Below are 17241 nucleotides of genomic sequence, written 5' to 3' on the forward strand. Positions count from 1 at the left end.
GACCGGCCGGCGACGGGTGAGCCGCGTCACTCGGCGAGCGCCTCCACCGGCGAGACCCGGGTTGCGAGGCGGGTGGGAACGACGGCGGCCACGAGCGTGAGCACGGCGGTGGCGACGACGATCCCGGCGACGGTGAGCCACGGGATGCCCGGCAGGACGAAGTTCGGCGCAAGCCACAGCGGCGGCACTCGCACCGACCCGAGCAGCGACTGCGCCGCGGCCCAGCCGTAGGCGATGCCGAGGAGCAGGCCGAACACGACCGAGGTGATCGTGATGTGCGCCGCCTCGAACAGCACCATCGAGCGGATCTGGCGCCCCGTGAGCCCCAGGGCGCGCAGCAGCCCGAGCTCTCGGGTTCGCTGCACGACGCCGATCGTGAGGAGGTTGACCAGACCGACTGCCGCGATCACGGCCGACACCCCGACGAGGGCCATCATGACCGCACTGAACGTGTCGAGCAGGCGAGCCATCTCACCCGACACCTCGCCCCCGCCCGACGCGGCCATGACACCCTTGACCGACTCCGAGGCGACGGCGAACATCGTCACGAGCGTGACGCCCATCACCACGCCGATCGCCATTCGGCTCGACCGCTCCGGGTAGCGCAGCGCGTTCTCGGCCGCGAGCCGCGCCGACGCCGACCGACCGAAGAGCCGACCGGTCAGGCGGAGCAGCGGCGGCATGACGAGGGCGGCGCCCAGGCTCAGCCCGGTGAACGAGGCGAGCCCGCCGAAGAACGCGACGACGACGCCGAGGGGTGTGACGAAGCCGGCGAGGATGCCGAGGGCGAGCAGGACCGCACCTACCGCGAAGAGCGACACCGCGGTGACGCGGCGACGCGTGCGGCCGGCGGCCGCTTCCGCCGTGCGCGGCGCGGATCCCGCGAGGGCGGCGAGGGGCGTGACCTCGAGCACGCGGCGCGAGCCGGCCCACGCGGCGACCCAGGTCGTCAGCGCGACGACGAGCGCGGGCGCGAGGAGCACCGGCTGAACGATGCTGTAGTCGACGTTCAGTCCCCACGCCCGGGCGGCGAGCTCCTGCAGCCCGGCGGCCGCGGCGGTTCCGCCGATGAGCCCGATCACGGCTCCGATCGCGCCGACGATGAGGCCCTGCCGCGCGATACGGGAGCGCTGCGAGCGGGCCGACGCCCCGATGAGACGCATGAGTGCGATCTGACGGGTGCGCCCCGCGACGATCGTGGCGAAGGTGTTGGCCGTCACGATCGCGGCGACGTACATCGCGACGGCGACGAGCAGCACGCTGAGGATCGCGACGACGATGATGATGGTCTCGCCACCGGAGAGGAACGGATCGGCCATGAGCCACGCGCCGATGAGTCCGGTCACCGCGACCAGCAGCACGCCGAACCCGCCGGAGATCGCGGCGACGAGCACCGAGGCCCCCATGCCCCGCTCGCGCAGCCACGCCCACCGCCCGGACGTCCTGGCCGACGGGCGCGGCCCGGGACGCTCGGACGCCGATGCGGATGCGGCGCCGGGCAGGGTCACCGCGGTCATGCCGACACCTCGGCGGCGAGCATGTGGGCCGAGATCTCCTCGGCGCTCTGCCGGGGCTTGTCGGCGACGATGCGACCGTCGCCGAGGAAGATCACGCGGTCGGCGTGCGAGGCGGCGACCGGGTCGTGCGTGACCATCGCGATGGACTGACCGTGCTCGCGGCTCGCGGTGGCGAGGAGGGCGAGCACCTCTCGACCCGAGCGGGAGTCGAGGTTGCCGGTCGGCTCGTCGGCGAAGACGAGGTCGGGAGCGGTCGCGAGCGCTCGGGCGATCGCGACTCGCTGCTGCTGTCCGCCCGACAGCTCGTGCGGACGGTGCCGGAGGCGGGCCCCGAGCCCGAGGGAGTCGACGAGCCCGTCGATGCGCGAGCGCTCGAGCGCCGAGGGCGAGCGCCCGTCGAGCTCGAACGGCAGTGTGATGTTGCCGATGACGTCGAGGGTCGGCACGAGGTTGAACGACTGGAACACGAAGCCGACACGTCGCCGCCGCAGGATCGTGAGATCGAGATCGGACAGGCCCGAGATCTCGGTGTCGCCGATCCACGCGCGACCCGACGTCGGCGCGTCGAGTCCGGCCATGATGTGCATCAGGGTCGATTTGCCCGAGCCCGAGGGGCCCATGATGGCGGTGAACTCGCCACGACGGATGCCCACCGAGACACCGTCGAGGGCGCGCACCCCCGATTCGCCGGCGCCGTAGGTCTTGGAGAGGTTCTGGACCCGGGCGGCGAGGCCGAGGTCGGTGGTCGAGATCTGCATGTCTCCGACGCTACGAACCCCGCCGGTCCCCGGCATCGGTCCGTCGTCGCGGGTGCGTACATCTCGCGGATGATCCCTCATCCGCCCGCGTCATCCGCCCGCGCGGGTCAGGCGAGCCCGTGCTCGAAGGCGAAGACGACGAGCTGCACGCGGTCGCGCAAGGCGAGCTTGGCGAGGATGCGGCTGATGTGGGTCTTCACCGTCGCCTCGGAGAGGAACTCCCGCTGCGCGATCTCGGCGTTGGACAGCCCGCGGGCGGCCAGCCCGAAGATCTCGCGCTCACGGTCGGTCAGCTCGGCGAAGGCAGCCGGAACCGGCTTCTGCTCGGGCGCCGAGAAGGTCGCGAAGAGCTCGCGCGTCGCCGAGGCCGCGATCACCGACGAGCCGGAGTGCACCGTGCGGATCGCGGCGAGCAGGAACTCGGGGTCGGCGTCCTTGAGCAGGAAGCCGCTCGCCCCCTGGCGGATCGCTCGCGCGGCCGCTTCGTCGAGGTCGAAGGTGGTCAGCATCACGATGCGCGGCGGCGCACCGTCGAAGACCGGGTCGTCGAGCAGCTGGGCGGTCGCGGTGAGGCCGTCCATGACCGGCATCCGGATGTCCATCAGTACGACGTCGGGTCGCGTCGCGCGCACGACGCCGATCGCCTCCGCGCCGTCCGACGCCTCGCCGACGACCTCCAGGTCGGGCTGCGAGGCGACGACCATCCGGATGCCGGCACGGAAGAGCGCCTGATCGTCGACGAGGACGACCCGGATGACGCTCACGCGGCGCCCCCGATGGGCAACGTCGCCGCGACGACGAAGGCGTCGCCCCGGGGACCCACCTCGATGCTGCCGCCGATGAGCTGGGCACGCTCGCGCATGCCGATGAGACCGTGTCCGCCCGTGCGCACCGGGCCGGTCGCCTCGCTCGCCGGCGGGAGGGGGTTGCTCACTCGGACCTCCACGCGGTCGGACAGCCAGGACAGGGACACATCCACGGTACCTCCCGCGCCGTGCCGGATCGCGTTCGTGAGGGCCTCCTGCAGGATGCGGTACACCGCGATCTGCACGGCCGCGGGCGGCTCGCCCGGCGGGGCGGGGTCGATGTCCACGCGCAGGTCGAGACCCGCGGCTCGCACCTGGGCGTACAGGACCTCGAGCTCCGCGATGGTCGGCTGCGGGCCCTCGCCCTCGCTGTGGCGCAGCTGCGTGAGCAGCATGCGCACGTCGGCGAGGGCGGAGCGGGCGGTCGAGGAGATCGTCTGGAGCGACTCGGCAGCGGCATCCGGATCGGCCGCGGCGGCATAGCGCGCTCCATCGGCCTGCGCGATGACGACGGCGAGCGAATGGGCGACGACGTCGTGCATATCCCGCGCGATGCGGTTGCGCTCGAACTCCGCCGTCGCGCGCTCTTCGGCCTGCCGCTGAGCCTCCGCGTTGCCGCGCGCACGCAGGCCCACGCGGACGAGCGCTCCCACCGTCCACGCCAGGAGCAGGCCGAAGACCGCCGCGATGAAGAGCATCGAGCCGGTGATGAGGTAGAACATGAGCTCGTCGCCGCCCGCGGTGATCGAGTATGCCGCCGTCGGAATGAGCAAGTACACGGTGATGGCCAGAGCACCCGCGATCGAGGACGCGAACCCGAGCCAGAAGACCCGGTTCGTGCCGTAGGCCGCGCATGTGTAGAGCACCGCGAAGATCGCGATGTCGACCGGCAGCGGCGGGAGCTGCGCCAGCATCTGCAGAATCGCGCCGACCCACGCCAGAGCCAGCGCGACCGGCGGCGAGAGGCGGCGGAGCGCCACTGCAGCGCCGAACGGGACGACGAGGAGGATCGCGACGAATGCGGACACGCGATCGTTCGGGATGCCGACGCCCACGACGCCCACCCAGGTGAACAGCAGCATGAGCGCCGCGAATGCGACCGCCACCGAGACGTCGACGGAGAGCTGATAGCGGCGGAGCGGACGGAACACGCTATGACGGTACGCGAGCCCCGGGGGCGCGGCATCCCTCTGGCGATGTATCCGGCGGAGCGCTCTCAGCGCGCGTACACGCGCAGGCCGTCGGGGACCGCTCGCAACCGGAGCCGGTAGGAGCCCGTCGGTGTCTCGGTCAGCTCGCCGTCGTGTGCGAGCACCGGTGTCGCGCCGCCCGGCCGGACCGTCAGCTCGAGCTCGGAGACGACGGCCCGCTCGAGGTCGGATGCCGGCGGCATGAGCCGCAGCGCGCGCATGACGGCGAGAGTGCGGCGGCCGAAAGCCAGCGAGGTCACCGCCCGCAGCCGCGTGCCCCGGGCGTGGTGGAGCCGGACATCGAGCACGGGCTCGTCGAGGCTCGCGCGACGCATCATCGCGATACGCCGCGGGTCATTGCGCCCGAGGCCGGCGAAGACCGACCAGACGACCGCGCGGCGCCCGTCGCGCACGATCGTGATGCGGTGGGCTCCGTGCATCTCGCGCCACGCCGCGACGGCGCCGCCCCACCATTTGCCGAGGCTCGTGCGCTTCTCCCGTTCGGCGAGCATCTCGGGGTAGGCGCCGAGCGACACCGCGTTGAGGACGGTGACGGGATCGCCGTCGTCGACGACCGCTTCGGCGACGACGACGCTGCGCACCGCGCCGGCCGCGAACGCGTCGAGGGCGGCCTCGATCGTCTCGAGGCCGGCCGCACGCGCGAAGTGGTTGAAGGTACCGCCGGGCAGGACGAGCAGCGGCAGGTCGTGACGACGCGCGAGGTGCGCGGCGCGCGAGACCGACCCGTCGCCGCCGAGGACGGCGAGTGCGCTCGGCGCGTCGTCGCCGCGCATCGCGTCGGAGACGACCTCGTCCATCGAGGATTCGCCCAGGCTCTCGACCCGCGCCTCGGGCAGCCGCCGCCGGATCTCGGGCAGCGGGTCGGGCCGGACCACGGACGCCCCCGCCCGGGAGTTCGTGATCAGCAGAACGCCGCGCCCGTCGGGGCCCGGCCCGTCGGGGCCCGGCCCGTCGGCGCCCGGCCCGTCGGAGCGGTTGTCGGACGCGGGGCTGTCGGACGTGGGGCTGTCGGCGGGCATGCTGCGACGCTAACGCGGGCCGGGCGGCGCCTGCCACGCCTTGACAGTGGTGCGCGACAGGCAGACGGCGATACATCTGTCGGACCGGTGGTGCCGGAGTGGCGTACGCGACGGCGGAGGCGACAGCAGCCCCACCCGCCCGGCAGATGTATCGCCGCTTCGTCGCGCATCGGCGCATCGTAGAGTCGCAGGCGTGATGCGGTCCAACGATCTCCTGACCATCGGCGAGGTGAGCGCGCGCACCGGGGTCTCCGTGTCCGCATTGCACTTCTACGAGCGTCACGGGCTGATCAGCTCGACCCGCTCGGCCGGCAATCAGCGCCGGTTCAGCCGTCACATGCTGCGCCGCATCTCGCTCATCCTCGTGGCCAAGCGCCTCGGCATCCCGCTCGCCGAGGTTGCCGACGCCTTCGCGTCCCTGCCCACCGAGGCCGAACCCAGCAGCGACGACTGGAAGCGGGTCTCGCGGGCGTGGAAGATCCGCCTCGAAGAACGGCGGGCGGCGATCGAGTCGCTCGAGCGCGAGCTCGTGGGATGCATCGGCTGCGGCTGTCTCTCGATGCGCTCGTGCGATCTGCTGAACCCCGGCGACGCGCTCGGCGCCGAGGGCAGCGGGCCGCGTCGCGTCGCCCCCGCGCTCCGGCACGTGCTCGACGACGACGAGACCCCCTCGTCATGAGAGCCGGTCGAGGCGCCTCCTGATCCCCGGCGCGTCGAGGCCCTGCAAGCGGGCGTGATCTGCCGGGGTGCCGTAGCGCCGTTGTTCTCCCACCCCGACACCTACGTGCTCGATGAGGACGCCACTGCCGCGGAGCGCGGCGCCGACCGTGGCGGCGGTCGTCCCCTCCAGGAAGGGCTCGACGACGACGACCCGGTCGAACCCGGCGCTCAGCTCTCGCAGGCCGCCGCGGTCCAGGGGCACCGGGGTCGCGGTGTAGGCGACCGCGTACCCCTCGCCGGCCGCCGCTTCGAGGGCGGCGTCGAGAAGCGGACCGATCGCCAGGACGAGCGTGCCCGTTCCCTCGTGCACGAGATGGACACGCCCGTCCGTCGGAAACGCCCTCAGGTTCTTCTGCGTCGAGAGCCGGATGTACTGGCGATCGTCGGAGGATGCCGCAGCCCGGACGAGCGTCTCGACCTCGTCGGGATGCCCCGGCGTGTGCAGCCGCCATCCCGGCAGGGTGCTCAGCAGGGCGATGTCGCCGGGACACTGGTGCGTTCGCCCCTCGGCGGCCGCGTCGTAGCTCGCGCCGATCGACACGAGCACCGCCCCGAGATCCTGATGGGACAGATCGAGCTTGATCTGCTCGAAGGGCCGTTCCACGAGGAACGGGGCGTAAGTGTGGACAAAGGGGCGGAGACCTGCGAGCGAGAGCCCGGCGGCGACCCCGATCATCGCCTGTTCGCGGATACCGACGTTGACGACACGGTCGGCGGCCGGGGTTCCGGCGGCGAGATCGAGCGGCCCGATGTCGGCGAGCACGAGTGTCGCGCGGTCGTCGGTGGCCAAAAGGTCGGACATGACGGTGGAGAAGCGGGCGCGCATCAGGATCCCTTCGCAGCGGTACGGACGACAGTGACGCGCGGCGCTGTGCCGCTCGCCTCCAATGCCGCGGCGAGCGCAGCGTGATCGTGCGAGTCGGCCTCGGCGGCATCCCATCCCTCCATCGCGAACCGGCGTGCGATCCCGCCGGGCCATCCGAGCGACGCCGAGGAGTTGTCGATGACGATGGCGTGCAGCCGGGCGAGGGCGACGCGCCCGGCGACGGCGATCGCCTCGTGGTTGCTGCCCTCGTCGAGCTCGGCGTCGCCGATCAGCACGAACACACGTCCGTCGGCACCGGCGATGTCGAGGCCGCGGGCGAAGCCGACCGCGATGGGCAGTCCATGCCCGAGCGACCCGGACGAGATCTCGACGGCGGGGATGAGTAGACGGTCGGGATGGTGTCCGAGCGGCGAGTCGACGCCCGCGAGATCGTCGAGCCAGGCGTCGGGCATCAGGCCGCGGGCGGCCAGGACGGCGTAGTACGAGGCGGGACCGTGCCCCTTCGACAGTAAGAAGCGGTCGCCGCCCTCGGCGCGAAGCACGCGGTCGTGCAGCACCCACAGCGCATCGAGGGTCGAGTGCGCCGCGGAGTTGTGCTTCTCGTCGCCGGTGATGCGTGCGAGGCGGTCGAGGAGAGCGGCGGGGAGCCGCTCGGTGAAGGAGTCGGTTTCGGTCGTGGTCATGTTTCGAACGGTAAAACCTCAATCTCAGTTGAGGTCAAGCTCGGGGTGGTCGATACATTCGTCGGACCGCCGGGGCTGGTGTCGCATCAGAGCGCCGCCGAGGCCACACCAGCCCCGCCCGCCCGACGGGTGTATCGGCACGGTGCATCGCCACCACCGTCGCCGAGAGCCCGGCAGCCGGTTAGGCTGACGCCACCTGACCACCGCTCCCGCGCGGGAGCCGTACCTCGTAGATCGGAGGTTCCCCATGTCCATCGCTCAGACGCACCCCACCCCCGGTGCCACGAAGACGATCATCGGCGAGCCCGAGGTCGTCGAGGACGGCGGCGCGGTCGACGCCCTGAGCCTCGCGCTCGCGGACGGCGTCGAGCACGACCCCGCCTGGATCGCACTGCGCGACGCCGCGACGGCGCTGCAGGAGCTGCAGGCCGCCGACGGATCTGTGCCCGACCCCGGGGATCACGACACGGCGCGGCGCCACGTCGCGGCGATCACCGCCGCGATCGGTCGGCTCGCACCGCGCTTCCCGCACGACGCGGACTACCTCGCCGCGTCGATCCGGGACTTCGAACGATGGGCGCGGCCGGATCATCCGGACGGCGCGGCTTCGACGGAGGGGGCATTCGGCGTGCCCGATTTCCTCGACTCGCTCGTCGCGTTCCAGCCGCAGCTCCACCGCGTCGACGGCATCCGTCACCTCGTCGTCTTCCCGATGTACACCCAGAACGGGTCGCGCAACCGTCACGTCGAGGCGCTCCTCGTCGAGACGATCTGGCCTGAGGCGATCGGCCGCCTCGAGACGATGTATCCGAACCGGCTCTTCGTCTCGCTGCGGCTGCTCGACTTCACGTCCGGGTACGACACCGACTCGGCCGTGCTGTTCCCCGAGACCGTCGCGATGCGCGAGATCCCGCCGTTCACGTGGGGCGCGATATTCCAGGACCGCGAGGCGGCCCGCTACCGGCGCGTCGTGCGTGCCGCCTCCGAGATCACGAAGCTCGACCTGCCCGCCGAAGCGGCCGAGATGCTCGGAGACCAGGCACTCACCGAGCGGGCGTTCGTGATGTGGGACCTCATCCACGACCGCACGCACATGCGCGGGGATCTGCCGTTCGATCCTTTCATGATCAAGCAGCGGATGCCGTTCTTCCTGTACTCCCTCGAAGAGCTGCGGTGCGATCTGACGGCGTTCCGCGAGTGCGTCGCGCTCGACCGGAGACTGAGCGCGGAGGCGGATCTCGACCCGGTCGACGCCGAGCTGCTGCGTCTTTCGCGGCTCGTGCAGTACGCCGTGATCTTCGACCGGATCTTCCGGTTCGCGATCACCGGCACGCGCGTGCGCAACTACGACGGGCTCGGCGGCCAGCTGCTGTTCGCCTGGCTGCACCGCCGGGGCGTGCTGCACTGGACCGACACCGCGCTCGCCTTCGAATGGCAGGAGGTGCCGGATGCCGTGGTCGCCCTGGGAGATGCGATCGACCGCCTGTACTGGGAGTCGATCGACCGCCCGAAGACCGCGCACTGGCTCGCGGCGTACGACCTCGTGCGCTCGGTGCTCGAACCGCACCCGGCGTCGGTGTGGGCGCGAGGCCTCCCAGACGAGGTGCTCGCGGGCGCGCCGAAGGGCTACACCGATGCGGTGCTGGACGACGAGTTCCCGCTGTCGATGTTCTACGAGGCGCTCGAGAAGAAGATGCGCGACGTGATCGCCTCCACCCGCGGCATCCGCGGCTGACCGCGAACCGGACCGAGGCCGCGCCCGAGGCTGAAAGGATGAGGTCATGACCTCCCTGCACGACACCTCGGTGCGCGGCTTCGCGTCCGACAACTACTCCGGCATCCACCCGGAGGTCCTCGCGGCGATCACCGCCGCCAACGACGGCCACCAGACCGCCTACGGCTCGGACGTGTACACCGCCCGGCTGCAGGACCTCGTCGGCGAGCACTTCGGCGCGGGTGCCGAGGCCTTCCCGGTCTTCAACGGCACGGGCGCCAACGTCACGGCGCTGCAGTCGATGCTGCCGCGCTGGGGCGCGGTGATCGCCGCGTCGACCGCGCACATCAACGTCGACGAGGGCGGTGCTCCCGAGCGCGTCGGCGGGATCAAGATCCTCAACGTCCCCACCGACGACGGCAAGCTCACCCCCGAGCTCATCGACCGCGAGGCGTGGGGCTGGGGCGACGAGCACCGCGCGCAGCCGCTCGTCGTGTCGATCACTCAGTCGACCGAGCTCGGCACGCTCTACACGCCCGACGAGCTGCGGACGATCGCCGACCACGTGCACGAGCGCGGGATGCGGCTGCACATGGACGGCGCCCGCATCGCGAACGCCGCCGCGGCCCTCGGCCTGCCGCTGCGCGCCATCACACGCGATGTCGGTGTCGACGTGCTGAGCTTCGGCGGCACGAAGAACGGCGCGATGCTCGGCGAGGCGATCGTCGTGCTCGACCCCGCGGCATCCGAGGGGCTCACCTACCTGCGCAAGCTCAACATGCAGCTGTCGTCGAAGATGCGCTTCGTCTCGGCCCAGCTCGTCGCGCTGCTCGAGAACGACCTGTGGCGCCGCAACGCCGAGCACGCGAACGGGATGGCGCAGCGCCTGCGCTCGGCGGTCGAGGCGGGCATCGCCGACGGCTCGGTGCGGGGCGTGGAGTTCACGCAGCCGACGCAGGCCAACGGCGTCTTCGCCGTGCTGCCCGAGGGCGTCGCCGATCGGCTGCGCGAGTCGTTCCGTTTCTACGATTGGGATGAGGCCCGGCGTGAAGTGCGGTGGATGTGCTCGTTCGACACGTCGGCATCCGACGTCGACGCGTTCGTCACCGAGCTCGCGCGCCTCACGACCGACTGACGACCTCCCGCGGCGGCGGGCATCCGCGCGACGCACGACGAGAGCCGCGGCGGAATCGATCCGACCGCGGCTCTCGGGCGCTCAGGCGGGGGTGACGCTGAAGCTCCACGTGACGCCGAACCGGTCGGTGAGCATGCCGAAGCCCGCGCTCCACGCCGACGCGGCGAGGGGCTCGACGATGACGGCATCCGCGGCGAGCGCGTCCCACGGGCCGCGGAGCTCGTCGAGGCTCTCGGAACCGACCGAGACGAAGAACGCCTGATCGGTGATGGTGGCGTTGTCCTGACGGCGCGTCGAACCGCCGCCGGCGATCGATCCCTCGGCACTGCCCGGGATGTCGTACGCCATCACGCGGAAGCCGGTGTTCCCGGCGACGAGTCCGAAGACGACGGCATCCGCGCCGGGGAGATCGGCGGGCATGCCGACCTCGGCGTACGTCGTGATCGAGACGTGCCCGTCGAAGGCGGCGCCGTAGAACTCGAGTGCCTGACGGGCGTCGCCGCGGAAGTTGAGGTGGGGGGTGGTCTGGATGGTCATCGCTGCTCCTGAGGAAAGGGCCGGCCCGATCGGCTCGACGACCTCACCCTGACACCCCTTGCGGTCAGGTTCTGTCCGCAACGGCGGATACGGTGGGGCGATGACGACGACCTCGCGGCTGCTGACCCTGCTGTCGCTCCTACAGGCGCGCCGCGACTGGCCGGGCGGAGTGCTGGCGTCGCGACTGGGTGTCAGCGATCGCACGGTGAGGCGGGACGTCGAGCGCCTCCGCGACATGGGATACCGCATCCGGGCGACGACCGGCCTCGACGGCGGCTACCGGCTCGAAGCCGGCAGCGAGCTGCCGCCGCTCCTCTTCGACGAGGATCAGACCATCGCGGCGGCCCTCGCCCTGCGAACCGCTCCGGCCCTGGGCGCGGGCATCGGAGAGGCCGCGGCACGCGCGCTCGCGACGATCCGGCAGGTCATGCCCTCCCGGCTCCGCCATCGGCTCGACGCGCTGGCCCCGACCGTCGTGGGCCGTCCGGGGGATGCCGTCGCGGCGGACGTCTCGCTCGAGGTTCTGTCGACCCTGGCGAACGCCATCCGCGACGGTGTCACGGTGCGGTTCGACTACGGCGAGGCGCGCGATGCGGATGCCGTCGGATCCGCGCCGGCCCGGCGCGCGGAGCCGCATCATCTCGTGGCGTCGGACGGCCGCTGGTACCTCGTGGCGTGGGACCTCGACCGCGACGACTGGCGCCTGTACCGGGTGGACCGGGTCCGTCCGCGGCTCCCGGCCGGCGCCCCCTTCACGCGGCGCGCGCTGCCCGGCGGCGACGTCGACGCGTTCGTCTCGGCACGCTTCCGCGGGTCGGATTCGACAGCATGGCCGTGTCGCGGGTCCGTCGTGCTCGACCTGCCGGCGTCTGCTGTCGCGCCGTTCGCGGGCGATGGCACGGTCACCCCGCTCGACGACGGACGCTGCCGACTCGACGCCGGGTCATGGTCGTGGACCGCGCTCGCGGCGGCGTTCGGACGGTTCGACGCCGAGCTCGAGGTCGTCGGTCCGCCCGAGCTCGCCGACGCGTTCGCGCTCCTCGCCGACCGCTACGCCCGCGCGGGCACCGGCTGACGAACCGCCGCCGAGGCCTCCGCTCAGGCGCCCGCGAGCCAGGCTCGGTAGGCGTCGAACGAGTACGGGCGACCGAGGAAGTCGGCGACGAGGTCGGCCGCGTCGCGGCTGCCGCCCGGCTCGAGGATGCGCTCGCGGTAGCGGGTCGCGACGGCGGGGTCCATGAGGTCGTCGCCGAACGCCGAGAGCAGGTCGCGGGCGATGACGAGGCTCCACTGATACGTGTAGTAGCAGGCGCCGTATCCGGTGAGGTGCCCGAAGCCGGCATACGTGTGTCCGTTCGGCAGCGGGTGCACCGGCGACGAGGCGCGGTACCAGCCCTCGACGGCCGCCTGCAGATCGCTCGGCCGCTCGACGTGCAGACCGTACGAGACATTGGCGTGCCCGAGCTGGCGGGTCACCTCGAGCGCTCGACCGAAGGCGTCGGCGACCCGCATCCGCTCGACCAGGTCGGCGGGGATCGGCTCGCCGTCGGCGTTGCGCGCGAACGTCGCCAGCACACCGGCATCCCAGGCCCATTCCTCGAGCAGCTGGCTCGGCGCCTCGACGAAGTCCCACTCCGTCTCGATGCCGCTGAAGTCGGCCCACACGGCGTCGGCGCCGCCGAGGATGCCGTGGACGAGGTGTCCGAACTCGTGGAAGAACGTCACGACCTGGTCGTGCTCGAGCAGTCCGCGCGAGAAGTTGCAGAGCAGCACGCCCTCCGGAAGCGAGCGTCCCGCGATGCCGGGCGCGAGGTTGAAGCACGCGGCGTGGTTGTACTTGCCCTCGCGCGGGTGGAGGTCGAGGTGGATGCGCCCCAGCCGGCGATCAGCACGGACGACGTCGTAGCTGCGGACGTCCGCGTGCCAGGCGCCTGCCTCGACGGGCACGTACGACACGTCGAGCAGCCGCGCCGTGACGTCGAGCACGCCCGCCAGGACGTTGTCGAACGCGAAGTAGGCGCGCACCTCCTGCGCGTCGACGGCGTAGTCCTCGCGCTTGAGCGCGCTGAGGAGGTACCAGAGGTCGGCCGCGGTGACCGCGTCGGCGTCGGGCTCGTCGACACGCAGCCGCGCGAGCAGCCGGTCGTATTCCGCGGCGGCGGCCTCGCGCGTCGCCGCGTCGATGTCGTCGAGGAACGACCGGATCGCCGCGCTCGAGCCGATCATGCGCGTCTCGGTCTCGTAGTCGGCCCAGTCGCCGTAGCCCAGCAGCTCCGCGCGCTCGGCGCGCACGGCGAGCAGCTCGGCGAGGACGGGGTCGTTGTCGGGCCAGGCGAGGTCGTTGTAGACCGACAGCAGCGCCGTGCGCGTCGACCGGCGCACCGCGAACTCGCGGACCGGCATGAGGTCGGTGTACTCGGTCGTGAGGGTGATGAGGCCCTCGTCGTCGGCGGGGTGGGCGTCGACGAAGTCCTGCGGCAAGCCCTCGAGCGCATCGGCGGGAAGCTTCAGCTCGCGGCGTCCGTCGCGGATGTTGCGCGAGAACTGCAGCGAGAGCTCGGTGTCGCGCTCGGCGAGCGCGCGCAGCCGCTCGCGCGTCGACTCGTCGCGGTCGACGCCTCCCCGGCGGAAGTCGCGCTGGATGTGGGCGAGCAGGCGGCGGGCGGCGGCATCCAGCCCGTCGGTCGCGAGCCCGTCGAAGACGGCGAAGAGCGAGGGGTCGAGCGCCCGCTGCGAGAGGAGGGCGTCGATCGCCTGCACGCGGGCCTCGGCTGCGTCGCGAACGTCGGCGTCGGGATGCGATTCGCTCAGCAGGGATGCCTCGGAGGCGGCCTCGGCGATCGCGATCGACGCCTCGTTCCACAGCAGCAGGCGCGCCAGCGGCGACAGGTCGCGCCCCGCGATCAGCTGGGCGTCGATCTCGCGGACACGGGCGATGCGGGCATCCGGGCGCTCGGCGGCGAACGCGAGCCATCCGGCGTGGTCGGCGGGGAAGACGAGGGGCTGCGGATCGGTCATGCCCCGAGCCTACGCAGGACGCGCCTCAGCGGAGCGCGCCCACCGAGGCGAGCGCGAGCCGGATGAGCGTGCCGCGACCACCTTCCATCTCGGCCGCGAGCGCATCGGACGCCGCTTCGGCGGGGTCGAGCCAGGTGACCTCGAGCGCGTCCTGACGGGGCTCGCAGGTGCCGGTGACCGGCACGACGAAGGCGAGCGACACGGCGTGCTGGCGGTCGTCGTGGAACGGGCTGACCCCGGGGATCGGGAAGTACTCGGCGACGGTGAAGGGGGTGGGCGACGCGGGCAGGAGCGGGAAGGCCATGGGGCCGAGGTCGTTCTCGACGTGACGGAACAGCGCGTCGCGGATCGTCTCGCCGTAGCGCACGCGGCCCGAGACGATCGTGCGCGTCATCTCGCCGACCGGCGTGGCGCGCAGCAGGATGCCGACCTGCGTGACGGCACCGAGACCGTCGGTGCGCACCGGCACGGCCTCGACGTAGAGCATCGGCAGCCGGCGGCGGGCCTCGGTGAGCTCGACGTCGCTGAGCCACGCCGGGTTCGCAGCGCCGCCCCCGGGGGCTCCGCGCAGCGGATCGGCCGGGAGCGACGACTCGCCGCGCTCGTCGGGATCGGGGTCGGGGGTGCGCACGGCCATGCCTCATGTATACCAATGACCCTCGGCGGTGTCGGAAGGGGCTGGCAGGATGGTCGCATGTCGTCGGTCCCGGCTCTCGATCCCGCCGCCGTCCGCTGGTCGGCCGCTCCGGCCGAGCGCGCCGGCCGCCCGCTGCTGGTCATGATGCACGGCTACGGCTCGGACGAGAACGATCTGTTCGCCCTCGCCCCGCACCTGCCCGCCGAATACGTCGTGGCGGCGGTGCGCGCCCCGCTCGCCCCGCCTTTCCCGACGCCGGGATGGTCGTGGTACCCGATCGAGGGTCTGAACGGTCGTGATCCGCAGGCCACGACGGCCGCCGCGCGCGCCCTGACCGAGTGGATCGACGCGGAGCGCGCCGACGCGGCATCCGTCGGGCTGCTCGGCTTCTCGCAGGGCGGGGTCATGGCGATCGAGGCCCTTCGGGTGCGCCCGCACGACTACGCTTTCGCGGTGATCCTGTCGGGTTACGCCAACCCGACCGACCTCGACACCGACGCCGAGCTCGCCGCACGGCGCCCGCCCGTGTTCTGGGGTCGCGGGGCGCTCGATGACGTCATCCCGCCCGCTCTCATCGCGCACACGGCGCAGTGGCTGCCCGGCCGGGTCGACCTGAGCGGCCGCGTGTATCCCGATCTCGGGCACGCCGTCTCGGCGGAAGAGCTGCGAGATATCGCGACGTTCCTGCACAAACAGCTCCCCGCGGCGTAGACTGCCCGGGCCCCTGTCCCGAGTGTGAGGAACGACCGTTGATCGGTTTCGACGCGACCGCGCTGTGATCCCGCGCTGATCCGTCGACCCCTCGGGCGTCCGACCTGGCCAGCGCATTCTTCGATTTCCGCGCTGGCCGCCGGACCGTTCCGCCCCGGTCGGGGTGTCTTCGGTGTCGGTCGTGCCCGCGCCCGACGACATCCGAGGAGGCAGTCATGCCCCATTCCGCACCCGCGGTCGTCCTCGACCGCATCACCCTCATCCATCCCGACGGCACCCCCGCCGTCCGCGACGTCTCGGGAACCTTCGGCGCCGGACGCACCGGCCTGGTCGGTCGCAACGGCTCGGGCAAGACCACGCTGCTGCGGCTGATCGCGGGCGAGCTCGCGCCGACCTCCGGCTCGGTCGCCAGGTCCGGACGGGTCGAACTGCTGCCGCAGCGCCTGACCCTCGACGTCGGCCGGCGGGTCGCCGACGTGCTCGGTGTGGCCGCCGTCGTCGACGCCGTGCGCGCCGTCGAGTCGGGCGACGTCGATCCCCGCCACTTCGACACGATCGGCGACGACTGGGATGCCGAGGCTCGAGCCACGGCCGCGCTGGCGGCGGCCGGTCTGCCGGCGGGCGCGCTCGACAGGCGCGTGGGCGAGCTCTCCGGGGGCGAAGCCGTGCTCGCCGCGCTCGTCGGCGTACGGCTGCGCGGAGCCGAGATCACGCTGCTCGACGAACCCACGAACAACCTCGACCGCGACGCCCGCGACCGCGTCGGCGAGCTCGTGCGCGGATGGCGGGGTGCGCTCATCGTCGTCAGCCACGACACGACGCTGCTCGAGCTCATGGACGACACCGCCGAGCTCTACGGCGGGGCCTTGGATACCTTCGGCGGGCCGTACTCCGAATGGCGGGCGTGGCGGGATGCCGAGCAGGCGGCGGCTCGTCAGGCCGAGACCACCGCAGCCGCAGCCCTCCGGCGCGAGCGGCGCGACCGGGTCGAGACCGAGACGAAGCTCGCGCGGCGGTCGGCGATGGGAGCGAAAGCGCAGCGCGAGAAGCGCGTGCCCGGGATCATCTCGGGCAACCGGGCATCGGCCGCACAGGTGTCGGCCGGTCGCGCGCGCGGCGAGGCGTCCGAACGGGAAGCAGCGGCTCATGCGGCGCTCGATGCGGCGGGGCGGCGGGTCCGCGACGACGACACCGTCCGGATCGACCTGCCCGATCCCGGCGTCGCGGCGGGCCGGCGCCTCGCGACGATCGGCGACAGCGAGCGCTCGTGGGTCGTTCAGGGGCCCGAGCGGGTGGCGCTCATCGGGCCGAACGGCGCGGGGAAGACGACGCTTCTCGAGATGCTGATGCGGTCGGCGAGCGCTAACTCCTCAGAATCCGGCGCTGCGGCATCCGATGGCCGCTCTGCCGGCCCCGACACCTCCGATCTGAGGGGTCACGGCACGGCGGTCGCGCACACCGACCGCGTCGGCTACCTGTCGCAGCGCGTCGACGGGCTGCGGGACGACGCGACGGTGCTCGACAGTGTGCGCGAGGCGGCCCCCGGCTCGACCGACGTCGAGCTGCGGAACCGACTCGCGAGGTTCCTGCTGCGCGGCGACACCGTCCTGCGCCCGGTCGCGGCGCTGTCGGGCGGGGAGCGGTTCCGGCTGGCGCTGGCCTGCGAGCTGCTGGCCGATCCCCCGCCGCAGCTGCTTGTGCTCGACGAGCCGACGAACAACCTCGATCTCGACACGGTCGACCAGCTCGTCGAGGCCCTCGCCGCCTACCGCGGCGCCGTGCTGGTGGTCAGCCACGACGACGGTTTCCTCTCGCGCCTCGCGCCCACTCTGACCCTCGAGCTGCGCGACGGCCTGCTGTCCGAGGCCGCGCCGGCTGGCCCGTGAACCGAGGTCCCAGTTGGGCCGGGAATGTCCGTCTCATTTTTGGCCCAACTGGGACCTCACGGG

16 protein-coding genes are annotated in these 17241 nt (G+C 72.2%); 6 read left to right on the top strand and 10 right to left on the bottom strand.

The genetic code is table 11. The features are described 5' to 3' along the window. Positions 1-26 precede the first annotated feature (26 nt). From C1N74_RS14235 to C1N74_RS14255, 5 genes are all read right to left on the bottom strand, one after another. Positions 27-1517 (bottom strand): ABC transporter permease, encoded by a 1491-nt coding sequence (locus tag C1N74_RS14235; RefSeq protein WP_137750772.1) that lies wholly within the window; start codon positions 1515-1517, stop codon positions 27-29. Beyond that, positions 1514-2275: an ABC transporter ATP-binding protein gene (locus tag C1N74_RS14240; RefSeq protein WP_023953979.1), complete on the bottom strand. Its 762-nt coding sequence runs from the start codon at positions 2273-2275 to the stop codon at positions 1514-1516. The genes C1N74_RS14235 and C1N74_RS14240 overlap by 4 nt, the downstream gene beginning before the upstream one ends. Before the next feature lie 107 nt (positions 2276-2382). Next, entirely contained in the window at positions 2383-3039 is a 657-nt protein-coding gene (locus C1N74_RS14245; protein ID WP_023953977.1) for a response regulator transcription factor, read from the bottom strand. Continuing rightward, positions 3036-4232 carry a sensor histidine kinase gene (locus tag C1N74_RS14250; RefSeq protein ID WP_071919038.1) on the bottom strand — a complete coding sequence of 399 codons (1197 nt, stop codon included), beginning with the start codon at positions 4230-4232 and terminating at the stop codon, positions 3036-3038. The genes C1N74_RS14245 and C1N74_RS14250 overlap by 4 nt, the downstream gene beginning before the upstream one ends. Positions 4233-4297: 65 nt before the next feature. Next, on the bottom strand, positions 4298-5311 hold the full coding sequence (locus C1N74_RS14255; RefSeq protein ID WP_137750773.1) for a diacylglycerol kinase family protein: 1014 nt from the start codon (positions 5309-5311) through the stop codon (positions 4298-4300). A 196-nt stretch (positions 5312-5507) separates the two neighbouring features. Between C1N74_RS14255 and soxR the strand changes: the two genes are divergently transcribed. Continuing rightward, the gene (gene soxR, locus C1N74_RS14260; RefSeq protein ID WP_064955485.1) at positions 5508-5990 is read left to right on the top strand and encodes a redox-sensitive transcriptional activator SoxR; all 483 of its coding nucleotides are present in this window, start codon (positions 5508-5510) and stop codon (positions 5988-5990) included. Here the strand turns inward: soxR and C1N74_RS14265 are convergent. After that, positions 5985-6857, bottom strand: a complete 873-nt coding sequence (locus C1N74_RS14265) for a transketolase family protein (RefSeq protein WP_023953969.1) — start codon at positions 6855-6857, stop codon at positions 5985-5987. The genes soxR and C1N74_RS14265 overlap by 6 nt on opposite strands. Further along, positions 6857-7540, bottom strand: a complete 684-nt coding sequence (locus C1N74_RS14270; RefSeq protein WP_064955487.1) for a thiamine pyrophosphate-dependent enzyme — start codon at positions 7538-7540, stop codon at positions 6857-6859. Before C1N74_RS14270 ends, C1N74_RS14265 begins: the two co-directional genes overlap by 1 nt. A 247-nt stretch (positions 7541-7787) precedes the next feature. Here C1N74_RS14270 and C1N74_RS14275 point away from each other — a divergent pair, with 247 nt between their 5' ends. Together C1N74_RS14275 and C1N74_RS14280 are read left to right on the top strand one after the other, a co-directional pair. Next, complete coding sequence (locus C1N74_RS14275; protein ID WP_023953965.1) at positions 7788-9275, top strand: DUF6421 family protein; 1488 nt, start codon at positions 7788-7790, stop codon at positions 9273-9275. A gap of 46 nt (positions 9276-9321) precedes the next feature. Next, a complete protein-coding gene (locus C1N74_RS14280; protein ID WP_137750774.1) occupies positions 9322-10389 on the top strand; it encodes a low specificity L-threonine aldolase in 1068 nt (355 codons plus the stop codon). 81 nt (positions 10390-10470) lie between these two features. On the opposite strand, the gene C1N74_RS14285 is transcribed toward C1N74_RS14280, so the two are convergent. Then, a complete protein-coding gene (locus C1N74_RS14285) occupies positions 10471-10926 on the bottom strand; it encodes a VOC family protein (protein ID WP_023953961.1) in 456 nt (151 codons plus the stop codon). 100 nt (positions 10927-11026) lie between these two features. Between C1N74_RS14285 and C1N74_RS14290 the strand changes: the two genes are divergently transcribed. Next, positions 11027-12001 carry a YafY family protein gene (locus C1N74_RS14290; RefSeq protein ID WP_137750775.1) on the top strand — a complete coding sequence of 325 codons (975 nt, stop codon included), beginning with the start codon at positions 11027-11029 and terminating at the stop codon, positions 11999-12001. Positions 12002-12024: 23 nt separating this feature from the next. On the opposite strand, the gene C1N74_RS14295 is transcribed toward C1N74_RS14290, so the two are convergent. Both C1N74_RS14295 and C1N74_RS14300 read right to left on the bottom strand, forming a co-directional pair. Continuing rightward, positions 12025-13944, bottom strand: coding sequence for a M3 family metallopeptidase (locus C1N74_RS14295; RefSeq protein WP_137750776.1), 1920 nt, complete (start codon positions 13942-13944; stop codon positions 12025-12027). Positions 13945-13969: 25 nt separating this feature from the next. Next, a complete protein-coding gene (locus C1N74_RS14300) occupies positions 13970-14581 on the bottom strand; it encodes an NUDIX hydrolase family protein (protein WP_023953954.1) in 612 nt (203 codons plus the stop codon). Between the two features lie 57 nt (positions 14582-14638). Here C1N74_RS14300 and C1N74_RS14305 point away from each other — a divergent pair, with 57 nt between their 5' ends. Both C1N74_RS14305 and C1N74_RS14310 read left to right on the top strand, forming a co-directional pair. Continuing rightward, positions 14639-15292, top strand: a complete 654-nt coding sequence (locus tag C1N74_RS14305; RefSeq protein WP_023953953.1) for an alpha/beta hydrolase — start codon at positions 14639-14641, stop codon at positions 15290-15292. A gap of 215 nt (positions 15293-15507) precedes the next feature. Continuing rightward, positions 15508-17178 (top strand): ABC-F family ATP-binding cassette domain-containing protein, encoded by a 1671-nt coding sequence (locus C1N74_RS14310; protein ID WP_137750777.1) that lies wholly within the window; start codon positions 15508-15510, stop codon positions 17176-17178. Positions 17179-17241: the final 63 nt, after the last annotated feature.

Origin of the sequence: Microbacterium sp. SGAir0570 (genome assembly GCF_005491085.2) — a bacterium.
GTDB lineage: Bacteria > Actinomycetota > Actinomycetes > Actinomycetales > Microbacteriaceae > Microbacterium > Microbacterium arborescens.